Annotated in this window: 11 protein-coding genes; 6 read left to right on the top strand and 5 right to left on the bottom strand. The window is 70.4% G+C overall.

Going from position 1 to position 12,399, the window contains the following annotated elements; translation table 11 throughout:
* Positions 1-11 precede the first annotated feature (11 nt).
* Positions 12-1,790 (top strand): beta-propeller domain-containing protein, encoded by a 1,779-nt coding sequence (locus CHC05_RS18110; protein WP_245870978.1) that lies wholly within the window; start codon positions 12-14, stop codon positions 1,788-1,790.
* 15 nt (positions 1,791-1,805) lie between these two features.
* On the opposite strand, the gene CHC05_RS18115 is transcribed toward CHC05_RS18110, so the two are convergent.
* The 3 genes from CHC05_RS18115 to mobA form a co-directional block, all read right to left on the bottom strand.
* A complete protein-coding gene (locus CHC05_RS18115) occupies positions 1,806-2,897 on the bottom strand; it encodes a T3SS (YopN, CesT) and YbjN peptide-binding chaperone 1 (protein ID WP_089250247.1) in 1,092 nt (363 codons plus the stop codon).
* A gap of 236 nt (positions 2,898-3,133) precedes the next feature.
* On the bottom strand, positions 3,134-3,388 hold the full coding sequence (locus CHC05_RS18120; RefSeq protein WP_342745651.1) for a DUF6457 domain-containing protein: 255 nt from the start codon (positions 3,386-3,388) through the stop codon (positions 3,134-3,136).
* Positions 3,361-4,566: a molybdenum cofactor guanylyltransferase gene (mobA, locus tag CHC05_RS43445; protein ID WP_425426788.1), complete on the bottom strand. Its 1,206-nt coding sequence runs from the start codon at positions 4,564-4,566 to the stop codon at positions 3,361-3,363. Before mobA ends, CHC05_RS18120 begins: the two co-directional genes overlap by 28 nt.
* A 212-nt stretch (positions 4,567-4,778) precedes the next feature.
* On the opposite strand from mobA, the gene fdhD reads away from it, so the two are divergent.
* Positions 4,779-5,663, top strand: coding sequence for a formate dehydrogenase accessory sulfurtransferase FdhD (gene fdhD / locus CHC05_RS18130; protein WP_089250249.1), 885 nt, complete (start codon positions 4,779-4,781; stop codon positions 5,661-5,663).
* Positions 5,664-5,959: 296 nt separating this feature from the next.
* Here the strand turns inward: fdhD and CHC05_RS18135 are convergent, their stop codons facing one another.
* The gene (locus tag CHC05_RS18135; RefSeq protein ID WP_179266244.1) at positions 5,960-7,090 is read right to left on the bottom strand and encodes a DUF4192 domain-containing protein; all 1,131 of its coding nucleotides are present in this window, start codon (positions 7,088-7,090) and stop codon (positions 5,960-5,962) included.
* Positions 7,091-7,235: 145 nt separating this feature from the next.
* A complete protein-coding gene (locus CHC05_RS18140; RefSeq protein WP_089250253.1) occupies positions 7,236-7,742 on the bottom strand; it encodes a GNAT family N-acetyltransferase in 507 nt (168 codons plus the stop codon).
* 70 nt (positions 7,743-7,812) lie between these two features.
* Between CHC05_RS18140 and CHC05_RS18145 the strand changes: the two genes are divergently transcribed.
* The 4 genes from CHC05_RS18145 to CHC05_RS18160 all read left to right on the top strand — a co-directional run bounded on the left by CHC05_RS18145 (position 7,813) and on the right by CHC05_RS18160 (position 12,285).
* The gene (locus CHC05_RS18145) at positions 7,813-8,703 is read left to right on the top strand and encodes a fructosamine kinase family protein (protein WP_089250255.1); all 891 of its coding nucleotides are present in this window, start codon (positions 7,813-7,815) and stop codon (positions 8,701-8,703) included.
* Between the two features lie 464 nt (positions 8,704-9,167).
* Positions 9,168-10,199 carry a GTP 3',8-cyclase MoaA gene (moaA, locus tag CHC05_RS18150; RefSeq protein ID WP_089250417.1) on the top strand — a complete coding sequence of 344 codons (1,032 nt, stop codon included), beginning with the start codon at positions 9,168-9,170 and terminating at the stop codon, positions 10,197-10,199.
* Between the two features lie 181 nt (positions 10,200-10,380).
* Entirely contained in the window at positions 10,381-10,656 is a 276-nt protein-coding gene (locus tag CHC05_RS18155; RefSeq protein ID WP_089250419.1) for a MoaD/ThiS family protein, read from the top strand.
* Positions 10,657-12,285, top strand: coding sequence for a metallophosphoesterase (locus CHC05_RS18160; protein ID WP_245870979.1), 1,629 nt, complete (start codon positions 10,657-10,659; stop codon positions 12,283-12,285).
* Positions 12,286-12,399 lie beyond the last annotated feature (114 nt).

The following is a 12,399-nucleotide window of genomic DNA, read 5'->3' on the forward strand; positions in this document are numbered from 1 at the left end:
CCTTCCGCCTCGTGGCGTTCGAGTCGTGCGACGACGTGCTGGCCGGGCTCAAGCGGGCCGCGAAGGACGTCGTGACGCCGTGGGGGTTCGAGGACGGCTTCCGCCGCGGCATCGCCGCTCGCACCGGTGTCGAGGACCTCGCGGGCGGCGCGGTCGGTGCGGCCGCTGACGCCGTCGCCAAGCAGGCGCCCGGGTCCGAGCAGTCCGGATACTCGGGCACCAACACCCACGAGGCCGGGGTCGACGAGCCGGACCTGGTCAAGACCGACGGCCGCCGGATCGTGACGGTCTCGGGCAACACGCTGCGGGTGATCGACCCGACGACCCGCCGGTTGACGGGCAGCGTCTCCCTGGCCGACGACGCGGGCTCGTTCGGCGAGCCGAACCTGCTGCTGTCGGGCGACCGGGCGATGGTGCTGATGCCGGCGGTCGCGCCGTTCTCGGCCGGTGTGATCAAGAGTTTCGCGCCCTGGACGGACACTCTCGTCCGGCTCGTGACCGTCGACCTCGCCGGCACGCGGCCCGCGGTGGTCGGCTCGTACACGATCGACGGCTCTTTGGTCGACGCCCGCCAGGTGGGCGACACGGCGCGGCTCGTGGTGCGCAGCCGGCCCCGTCTCGACTTTCCTTACCGCGAGAACGCGACCGACACGCAACGGCTGCGGGCGAACCGGGCTCTCATCGACCGGTCCACGATCGCCGACTGGTTGCCTCGGTGGACGGCGTCGAACGGCGGCTCCGACAACAGTGGCCGGATCGACTGTGGCGCGCTGCGCAAACCGGACGCGTTCTCGGGCACGTCGCTGATGACGGTGCTGACCTTCGACATCGGCGGCCGTTATGGCACCGGCGACCCGACCACGATCGTCGCCGACGGCGATTTCGTCTACAGCAACGGCACGAGCCTGTACGTGGCCAACGACCAGCGGTGGCGCCTCATGCGGGCGGACCTCGGGCGCCCGGCCGCCTCGCCGGCCGACCTCGCCACGGTGATCTACCGCTTCGACATCACCGGCTCCGGAGCACCTCGGTTCGTGGCTTCGGGTTCGGTGCCCGGCAACCTGATCAACCAGTACGCGATGTCTGAGCACGAGGGTCATCTGCGCGTCGCGGCGACGCTGTCGCAGGACTCGTCGTCCGTGTATGTGCTGCGTTCCGCCGACATGGTCCGCACCGGGGTGGTCAACGGCCTGGGCAAGGGTGAGCGGATCTACGCGGTGCGGTTCGTGGGGCCAGTCGGTTACGTCGTGACGTTCCGGCAGACGGATCCGCTCTACACGCTGGACCTCGCTGATCCTGCCGCACCCGTGGTGCGGGGTGAGCTGAAGATCAACGGGTACTCGTCGTACCTGCACCCGCTCGACGCGGGTCGCCTGGTCGGCGTGGGGCAGGACGCTGATTCGCAGGGCCGGGTGAGCGGGGCGCAGATCTCGGTGTTCGACGTGAGCGACCTACGGGAACCGCGCCGGGTCGCCCAGCACCGGGTGAAGGACGGCTGGTCCGAGGCCGAGAGCGATCCGCACGCCTTCCTGTACTGGCCTGACTCGAAGCTCCTCGTGGTGCCGATGAGCGCACCGGCGCACCTTGGGGTGCTGGCGTTGCGGGTTTCGGAGTCGGGGCTGGAAGAGGTCGGCACGGTGCGCCACCCTCGGAACGAGACCCAGGGCTACGAGCCGATGATCCGGCGGTCGCTGATCGTCGACGGGACACTGTGGACCATCTCCGACACCGGCGTGCGTGCGACCGACTCGGGATCGATGCGCGACCAGGCCTGGATCCCGTACACGTAGCCCCTTTTCGGTGGTCTAGAGGTACATGCCCGTCTTCGGTTCCTGGGAGCCGCGGTTGGCGGGCTTGTCGCCTTCGCCGAAGAAGCGCTTGCCGCCGAACTCGCCGTGCAGCCGGTCGTCGAGCTCGTCGGCGAGGCCGGTCATCACCTGGACGGCGAGCATCAGGTGAGTCGCCTGGAAGTTGCGGCCGAACACCGGGATCGAGGCCCAGACGGTGTCGTTGGTGCAGTAGAGGCGGCCGATCGGCATGCGGTTGGTCAGCTCGGAGAGCTTCACGTAAAGCTGCTCGGTCGGCTCGACGTCGGTCAGCACCGGCGAGAAGACGTCGACGAGGGGCGGGTTGTCGCGGACGCGTACGAACACCATCGCGGAACCGGCCCGAATGCCGATGTCACCGTCGGAGTCGACCTTCAGCGCCTCGGCGTCGGACTTCATGAGCGCGGCCACCACGGTGCGCACCCGCTCCTCGAGCGCGATGGTGTCGTCCTCGGCGGCCTCGTCACCGCGGGCGGCCACCTCCTGGCCGGCCTTTATCGCACTGTCGAGGTCGAGGCTGCCGGCAAGCTCGGGCCGCGCGGTGGCCAGGGGCTCGACGGGGATGGGCTCGTCCTCGGAGTCGTGCACGAGGTAGACGAGGAAGGCCGGGTGCGGAGCGCCGTAGACGTCGCGCAGCGTGCGCGAGACGGTAGTGGCGATCCTGGACGCGTCCTTGGTCGGCGCGTGCAGCCCGAACTGCTCGCCCGAGTCGGGAAGGACGCCGGGCGGCGACCACCCGAGCGCGACGAGGTCAGCCACCGCACCACGATCGAGCCGGTAACCCTCCGGCAGCCCGGCGTTGCCAACCGCGAGCGCGCGTACCATCCCGTCGCCGATGACCTGGATCTCGACGGAGTAGACGGCCGCCCCGGTGCCCGACGCGGTCGGATCGAGGGTCAACTCGACCCGCGCGCCAACCGGCAACTCGGGAAGCACCTTCGACAACGCACGCGCGAAGTCACGCCAAGCCTCGATGACCTTGCCCCGCAGGTCGGCGGTACTCGCCTCGTCCAACAGGATGGCATCGGTAAACCCGTCGTCCCCCGTGCTCGCTAGCTGCGCTGACGTCATGATCGCCTCCGTCCGTCAGGCACACCCTACCCAGGCCACCGGTCCCCACGGATAGGCCGGTGTGAGTCGGATAACCGCATTACACCGCGCTTACACCCGGTCCGCTCGCGTACCCCCGTTCGAGCTTCCAACCTGCGCACCCGATCGACCAGGGATGTTTCGACATCCGAACCAACGCGAGGATTGCGGGGGTTACCTGCGAGCCCGAGCCAGATGCCCCTCGGCGTCCCGCTGCGTCATCGGTCGGCCCGAGCTCCCACCAACGCGGTCAACCTTGCCGCGGCCTCGCGCGGATCAGCACCGCGCCCGACGGCAAGCCCCAACAGGTAAGCGGTAACCGGCGCAGCCGGCCGCACCGCGTTGTGCGCGACATCCCGAGCCAGATCGAGCACGAGCGAAACCGGAGCATCAGCGGGCGCGATACCCAACTCCGCACAGGCGGCCCGCACCCATTCGTCGAGCTTCATCCCGCTGTTCTCGCTGTCAGCCATTCCCGCACCCTACGGAGGTCGTCGTCGGTGTCACAGTCGAACCACGGCGGCGGCCCGTCGCCGACCCACGCCACCTCCACAACGTGCAGCGGCTCGATAAGTGCACGCATCGAGGCACCGCGCACGCCTCCGCGGCGGGTCACCAAGCCGGCGCCGACGCCAGGGCCAGAGTCGGCGTCCGGGCCGGGGCCGGGGTCCGCGTCCGCGCCAAGGCCAGGGTCCGCGTCCGCGCCAAGGCCAGGGTCCGCGTCCGCGCCAAGGCCAGGGTCCGCGTCCGCGCCAAGGCCAGGGTCCGCGTCCGGGCCAGGGCCGGGGCCGGGGTCCGCGTTCGGGCCGGGGCCAAAGTCCGAGTCCAGGCCTGTGTCGCGGCCAGCGCCAGCACGAGAGGCATGGCCAGCCTCAGAGCCGACAGCAGGGCTTGCGCCAGAGGCCGAGTCGCGACGGGAGAACACGTCGACGCTCGTGCCGGCGTCAGCCTCACCGCCACGGCCCGCGCCCACCTCAAGGCCCATGCCTGCGCCAAGGCCCGTGCCCGCGTCGACCCGGGGGTGACTTCCCGCGCCTGCGTCAACGCACGCACCGGCGTCCACGTTGAGGCCTGCGCTCACGTCAAGCCCGCGGCCCTCGTCCGGGCCGAGCTGAGGGCCCGCGCCAGAGCCTTTTTGCGCGGTCATGCCGGCGCCAGCGCCCGACATCATCTCCGCGAGGCGGCTCCGCAAGGCCTCGGCTCGCCACACACCGCACAGGAACTGTCGGCGTCCGTCACGATCGACGAAGAGCGCACCGTCGGCAGTGGACAGACGGTCGCGGAGCGCACGCACGGCGTCCGCCGTCAACAACGGCAGGTCACCGGCGACGATCGCCACCTCGGCCGCGTCCGAGCCGACCATCGCCAGCCCGGCCGCGATGGCCGCGACCGGGCCACCGCCTGGCGGTTCTTCGCGCGTGTAGCCCACCCCCGCCGGCACATCGCCGGTCCCGCCGACGACGACCCTCGGTTCGGCAGCGCCCACCGCGTCGAGGACGCGGTCGCGCATCGAGCGCCCGGCCACGACCACCGACGGCTTGTCGTTGCCGCCCATCCGCCGAGCCGATCCGCCCGCCAGCACGACGGCCGCAAACCCCGCCACAACGCTCCTCCCGACCGCGAACCTCCTCCACGACCCTACGGCGATCACCGCCCACTACCCGCGAACTATCGGAGTCCCTTCTGTCCGCACTGTCCGACGAAACTCACCCACCTCCCCGAGTCGTCGGCCAGGCAGCCCAGTCGGGTTGGCCCCGCGGAGCCCAGACCGAGCAGGACCGAAGACCGAAGGCCAGTCGCACCCGCACGGCGTTTGCCCGACATCCCTCGGCGGCGGGGCCAGTCTGGGGGCAGGATGATGGCGTGGGACGTGTAACCGACCGGCGCGAGATCGTCCGTATCGACCTCTCGGCCGGCACCACGGTGCGCCGGATGGACTCGATCTCCGGCGAGGAGCCGCTGGAGATCCGGGTGGGTCGCCGCGCCGACGGATCCGCGCCCCGCCGGCCGCTCGCCGTCACCATGCGTACGCCGGGGGACGATATCGATCTCGCGATCGGCTTTCTGCTGACCGAAGGCGTCATCCGCGACGCCGGCGACATCGTCACCGCCCAGCTGTGTGCTGGTACGGATACTCCCAACACCTACAACGTGGTCGACATCGTGCTCGCCGAAGGGGTGCCCGCGCCCGACACGGATCCCGCCCGCGCTTTCTACACGACCAGCTCGTGCGGCGTGTGCGGCAAGGCGAGCATCGACGCGATCCGCACCCGGTCGCCCTGGCGCCTCGTCGACCACCCGATGACCGTCAGCCCACGTGTGCTGGCCGCGCTGCCCGACCGGCTGCGGGCAGCCCAGCAGGCCTTCGACCGCACTGGCGGTTTGCACGCTGCCGGCCTGTTCACTGCGGACGGTGAGCCGGTGCTGGTGCGAGAGGACGTCGGACGTCACAACGCCGTGGACAAGGTCATCGGGCGGGCAGCCGCTGAGCATCGGTTGCCGCTGGTTGACCACGTGCTGCTGGTTTCCGGTCGGGCGAGCTTCGAGCTCACCCAGAAGGCCTGGATGGCCGGCATCCCCGTACTCGCGGCGGTGTCGGCTCCCAGCTCGCTTGCCGTCGACCTGGCGCAGGAAGCCGGCATGACGTTGATCGGCTTCCTGCGCGGCCCGACGATGAACGTGTACGCGGGCGCCCACCGGATCTCCGAACCCGACCCGTACCGGGCGGCGTCGCCAGCCACGCACTGACGCGCGCCCGATCGCGCCAACCGCCAGCAACAGGAAGGCGACGGTCTTCGAAGCGCTCCGAACCACCCGCGACAACGGCAGGGCGCACCCGAGAGTGCTGGTACCGACAGAACGCACCACAACTGCCGCGGAACCCGCCTGAACCGGCGCCGCCGAGACCGAACGCAGTGCCGGAACGGCCGGCACCGGCCTGGGTGACGAGACCGGCCAGACAGCTGGAACTGCCGCTGCCTCCCCCGAAGGCGATGCGGGAGTCGGCTTGGCCGGATCGGGGCCCCGCGTTGACATCGCCATCCTCAGCTCGCCTGCTCGAGCCCGACGTGCGGACCGATCCAGCGACGCCGCACGCGGCGAGTCGGCGCTCGATCCGGTTGCTCCTCCGCGTCCACCATGATCGACGGCGGGAGGCACTGGTCCAGGACTTCGTCGACCATGCGAGCCAGCGCGTAGTCGGGGTCGACCGCCAGCGCTCGTTCGACAGCGATCGCCGCCAACGCGCCGTGTCCCGCTCGCCAAGCCGCGAACGCCAGCAAACTCGCCGGAGCGGCCGCGAGTGGCGGGTCGACCCGCCGGACCAGGTCGCTCCAGAGGTCGACCTGCCACTCGTCGTCGGTGGTGTGCTCCCACGCGTGGTCGCGTACCGGCAGGTGAACGAGCAGGACGCTGAGCCACGCCACCTCGTCGTCACTCAGCCGCCGCCCGGCGCGATAGCGGTCGACGGCGTCCTCGACCGCCTCGTTGCCCGCCGCCCGCAGCGCCTTGGCCACCCGGGCGTTAGCGCGCACGGCAGCGCCGGCGGCGTGCGGCGAGATCGGCCGAAGCCGCGGCGGATCGCTGTCGCTGGCGGCGCGGGCACCGTCGACGAGCGCGGTCAGGCGCACGTCGGCCCGTGCCGTCGCATCGGTCATCGCCGCTCGGGCCGCTCCCTCGACCGGCGCGAGGGATGCGGCAACGGCTTCGCGGTCGGGGAGCGCGACCCGGCCCGCGTAGACCGCGGAGGCACCCACGCAGGTTGTCGTCAGGTCGAAGGGCTTGCCTTCCGGCGGGCAGCAGGCCGGGTTCGCGCAGACATACGACCAGTAGCGACCTCCGTCGACGCGCAGGACGTCGAGAGTGGCGATGTCGGTCGACCGCAATGCCACACACACCGCCTCGGCGACCGGAGTCACCGAGCTCGACGGCCCGTAGCCCACGATGGCGATCGCGTCGACCGGATCACGGAGCAGCAGCGCGACCAGACGCCGGGCGACGTGATCCGAGGTGATCGCATCGGGTAGGTCCCCACGCGCCACGAAGCGCACCCGGTCGTCGACGATCGCGACGACCACGATGCTCTCGGCCGGATGGAAGCCGAGCAGGTAAGGCACCGACGCGATGAGGTCGGCGCAGGAACGCAAGGTGATGGGTGGCGCCTCGGTAGCGGTCATGGCGCGGAAGCGTGGTCGATCCCGGTGTGTGATCGCCACCCCACGAAGCGCGACTGTGGATAACTTCGTGCGGGCGAATTCGGCGCACAAAGTTATCCACAGGCAGCCGCCAAGATCCCTGCCGCTGCCCGCAGACCCGGCACACTCAGCCCCTGAAGCGCAGCCCGTGCAGATCGATCTCGACGTCGTCCACGGTGGACGGCGACGAACGCAGGTCAAGGCTGAGCTCGACAGCGGAGAGGAGGTCGAAACCAGCAGCATGAAGCGACTTCAGAGCTTCGACGTTGCGCGACTCCGGTCGGATGGTGAGGCGCGCCAGCGACCGCTTCTTCGCCTCGCCGGTGACGTGCTTCAGCAGCGCGGCACCCACACCCGATCCGCGGCGGCTGGCCGAGACCACGATCGGCTCCACCTCGCCGCTGGTTCCGAACATCAGCAGCCCGACCAGGCCGATGATGGTCTCGTCGGAATCTTCGGCAACCCAGATCCCCGACAGGTCGAGCCGGGTCAGATAGTCCTCGAAGCCCGCGCCCGGGTCGGCGCCGGCCGACCTGCCATAGAGACCACTACGCCGCTCCGCGAGTTCGACCCACAGTGCCCGACCCGCGGAGTGGTCCTGGGGACGATAGGGGCGGACCACCACATCCGTCATGTCTTCATGCTTACTCTCCGAAGCGACCCGGCGGAACCCGATGCACGACAGGGGTCCAGACTTGAGCCTCATGGACCTGGCCTACCTCCGGTCACATCCGCAACATCTGCCGACGTTTCTCAAGCATCAGCGGATCCGCGAGACCCCCGTCGCGGGCGGCAGCATCTCGGCCGCCTCCCGTCTGACGCTCGACGACGGTGCCTCGTTGTTCGTCAAGACCTGGCCCGAGCGGTCGCCGGACCCGACACCCGAAGGCTTCTTCACGTCGGAAGCGTCCGGCATCGAGTGGCTGCGCACCGCAGGCGGTCCCCCGTTGCCCGAGGTCCTGGTCGCCCTGCCCAACCTGTTGGCGCTCGAATGGGTCGACCCCGGGGAGCCGACCAGGGCGGGTGCCGAGCGCTTCGGCCGACAACTGGCAGCGATGCACCGAGCGGGCGCTCCGTCGTTCGGCGCGGAATGGCCTGGCTTCATCGGTGCGCTGCATCAGGACAACGCGCCCTCCGCGCAAGCCTGGCCGCAGTGGTTCGCCGAGCGACGGCTTCAGCCCTACTTGCGGCTGTCGGTCGATGGTGGGGCGCTCTCCTCGGACGACGCGACGGCGACAGAGCGAGTCATAAACCAGATCGAGGTGTACGGCGGCGCGGAACCCCCATCGCGCATTCACGGCGACCTGTGGCCGGGCAACGTGCACTGGGCGGCCGACGGCCAGGCCTGGCTGATCGACCCCGCCGCGCACGGGGGTCATCGGGAGACCGACCTGGCCCAGCTCGCACTCTTCGGCGGGGCACCAGAGCTGGCAACGACCACCGACGCTTACCGCGAGGAGTGGCCGCTCGCGGAGGGCTGGCAGCAACGAGTGCCGCTGCATCAGCTACATCTCCTGCTCGTGCACACGGCGCTCTTCGGTTCGACCTACCGATCCGCGGTCCGCCAGGCCGTCGACACGCTGCTGCGCACCTAAGCCGCCGGGTCCTCGGGTCGTGGCGGGTCAGGCGCTGGCCGGCGCGAGCCGCGGCCGAGTCGGCTAAACCGCCACGCCGTCGGGTCGTGGCGGGTTAGGCGCTCGCCGGCGCGTTCCGCCGTGATCTGGCGCGGGTTGCGGGTGGAGTCGGCAATGTTCTACTGCCCGGCCACGATGGTCGACGGCGCCGCAGCGCTGCCGTGGGCCTTTCGACGACCAACTCGCGGGCGCTACTGCGCTGCGCCGGCGTGGCCGGCGCGGTCGACCCGAGCTCCCTGACCCGTCCGCGCCACGCGCACGGCTCGCCCGCAGGGGATCGCACGCGGGTTGGCCGGCGGCAAAGTTTGCATCTCCGGATGGCCTGTGAGCGGCGTCGATCGCAAGCGGACGCTAGGGCACGTTGGGGTCGGCCTTTGCGGGCATCCACGGAAGGGGGCATCACGCGATACGGTCGAACGGTGACGATATCCGAGGTCCGCGCCACGAATGGGGTGCTCGGCGACCGCTTCGGGCGGGTAGCTACCGATCTGCGGGTGTCGCTGACGGATCGGTGCAACCTCCGGTGCACGTACTGCATGCCCGCCGAGGGGCTCGCGTGGCTGCCGCGCGAAGAGTTGTTGAGCGACGACGAGATCGTGCGGTTGGTGCGGATCGCGGTCGAGTTGTTGGGTGTTACGAATGTCCGGTTCACCGGAGGAGAGCCGCTGATCCGGCCTGGGTTGGTCGAGATCGTTCGGGCGTGTGCCGATCTGCGGCCTCGGCCGAAAATGTCGGTCACTACCAACGGGATCGGGCTCGAGCGGCTGGCACCCGCGCTGAAGAGCGCCGGGCTCGATCGGGTCAACGTTTCGCTCGACACGTTGGACCCGGAACGGTTCAAGACGCTGACCCGGCGGGATCGGCATGCGTCCGTGGTGTCGGGGCTCAAGGCGGCGGCCGACGCCGGGCTCGTGCCCGTGAAAATCAACTCCGTGCTGATGCGCGGCGTCAACGACGACGAAGCGCCGGAGTTGGTGCGGTTCGCGCTGGAGCACGGCTACGAGTTGCGGTTTATCGAACAGATGCCGCTCGACGCGCAGCACAGCTGGGATCGCGCCACGATGGTCACCGCCGACGAGATCCTGGAGGCGTTGCGGGCCAGCTACACGCTGCTGCCGGATCCGGTCGAGCGCGGCGGGGCGCCGGCCGAGACGTGGTTGGTGGACGGCTACCGGGCCAGTGACGGCGGGCCCGCGCGGGTCGGCGTGATCGGCAGCGTGACGCGGCCGTTCTGCGGTGACTGCGATCGCACCCGCCTCACCGCGGACGGCCAGATCCGCAACTGCCTGTTCGCGACCGACGAATCCGATCTACGCGGTGCGATGCGCGGCGGCGCTACCGACGAGGAGCTCGCCACCCGCTGGCAGGCCGCGATGTGGGTCAAGCGCGCCGGCCACGGCATCGACGACCCGTCCTTCCTGCAGCCGGCCCGGCCGATGTCCGCCATCGGCGGCTGACAAACCCGACGTCGGTGACCACCGGACGCGCCTCCGACGTGCCTGGCCCGCCGGCACTCTCATCGCCTCGTCGCACCCGCGCTTCCCTCGCAGGCGGGTGCGGTGCCTGGCTCCTTGGTGTTGCGGTGTGTTCGTCGCTCTCCGCGTCGGACCGTTTTGGGTGGGAGATAGGCTGATCGTCATGGGTGATCCGGTCGACGGGGCGGCGTCTGGGGTCGTCACCGTCCGGTTCTTTGCCGGTGCGCGGGCGGCTGCCGGGGTCGCGGAAACCAGCGTGGCCGCCGGGTTGACGCATGACGGCTTCGTGGCGACGCTGGCTGAGCGGCATGGCGACCGGTTGGCGACCGTGCTCAAGGTGGCGAGTTTTCTCGTCGACGGAGTTGCTTGGCGGGACGGTCAGCGACCGCTTCCGGCCGGGGCCGAAGTTGACGTCCTTCCGCCGTTCGCAGGTGGGTAAGTGGGCATCGTTCTGCTGGTCGTCGTCGCTTTCGCTGTCATCGCTCTGATCCACTTCTACATCTGGAAACGGCTTGTCCGGGACGCGACCCGTCCCGGGCTGGTGCGGCGGGTCGGTGCCGTCCTGGCCGTCGTGCTCGGGTTGCTGGTGCCCGCCACGTTGATCGGCACGCGCACCGGGGCCACCGTGCTCGCCTGGCCCGGGTACCTGTGGATCGCCCTGATGTTCTATCTGCTGGTCGTGCTGCTCGTGCTCGAGATCCCGATGCTGCTCGTCCGCATCGCCCTCCGCCGCAGCACGGCTGCCACGGCGGAAGCCGCCCCAGCGGCTGGCGTCCCAGGGGGACCCGCCGCCATGGCCACGCCCGCACAAACCGCGACGACAACCCGACCACGCGGAGCCGACCACCCCGAACGGCCCGCAGTCACCTCGACCTCGACCGCGACCACAGCGGAGGCACCGCCGCGCGAAGGCGCACAAGAACAACCCGCCGCCGCCTCGACCGCGACCGCAGCCGCGCCACCGTCGCGCCAAGGCGCACAGCAGCCCGCCGCCGCCTCGACCGCGACCGCAGCCACGGCACCGCCGCGCGAAGCCGCCCAAGGACTGCCGGCCGCCGTCACGACCACGACGGCGCCTGCGGCCCCTCCGCGCGAAGCCGCGCAAGAACAACCCGCCCCCGCCCCCGCCACGGCCACTGCTACGGCACCGCCACACGAAGGCGCCCAAGGACAGCCAGCCGCCGGCACGAACACGACCGCCGAGCCGGCGGCGCAGGACGTGGGTCCGCGCGGGATTGAGCGGCGGCTTCTGCTTGCTCGCGGTGCCGCTATCTTCGCTGGGCTCACCGCTACCGGAATCACCGCCTACGGTGCGCGGACCGCGCTCAGTGCCCCGCGGCTCGACCGCGTCCAGATCACGCTCGCGAAGCTGCCCCGCAGCATGGACGGCTTCCGCATCGCGACCGTTTCCGACATTCACCTCGGCCCGCTCGCCGGGCGCGCCCACACCGAACGCGTCGTCGCCGCCATCAACCGGACTCAGGCCGACATCGTGGCCGTCGTCGGTGACCTGGTTGACGGTAGCGTCGCGGAGCTTGGTGGCGCCGCCGCTCCGCTGCGGGGGATCCAGTCGAAGAACGGTGCCTTCTTCGTGACCGGCAACCACGAGTACTACTCCGGCGCCGAGGAGTGGCTGGCCGAGGTCGAACGCCTGGGCATCCGCACGTTGCGCAACCAGCGTCAGCTGATCACCGCGCGCGGTGGTGCGATCGACCTCGCCGGAGTCAACGACATCGCCGGCGAGGGCACCAGCACCGGTGGGCCCGACATCGCGGGCACGCTCAAAGACCGCGACCCGGGCATACCCGTCGTGCTGCTCGCGCATCAGCCCATCCAGGTGCACGACGCCGCCGACAACAACGTCGACCTGCAGCTCTCCGGGCACACCCACGGCGGGCAGATGGTGCCGTTCAACCTGTTGGTCAAGCTCGAACAGCCGGTTGTCAACGGCTACGCGCGGTTCGGCGACACCCAGCTCTACGTCACCAACGGCGCCGGATTCTGGGGGCCGCCGGTTCGGGTCGGCGCACCACCACAAGTCACTCTTGTGGAGCTTCGTAGCCCATAGGGCCTGTCCGGTGGGCCAGGGTGGTGCTCCGGCGAGGTCCAGGTGGCGACCGGGCGTGCGCGGAGAGTGGTCGGATACCGGTGTTGTATCTGGCCGCTCTTCGCGTGCGGTCGG

The sequence above is a fragment of the Asanoa hainanensis genome (assembly GCF_900188485.1).
GTDB lineage: Bacteria > Actinomycetota > Actinomycetes > Mycobacteriales > Micromonosporaceae > Asanoa > Asanoa hainanensis.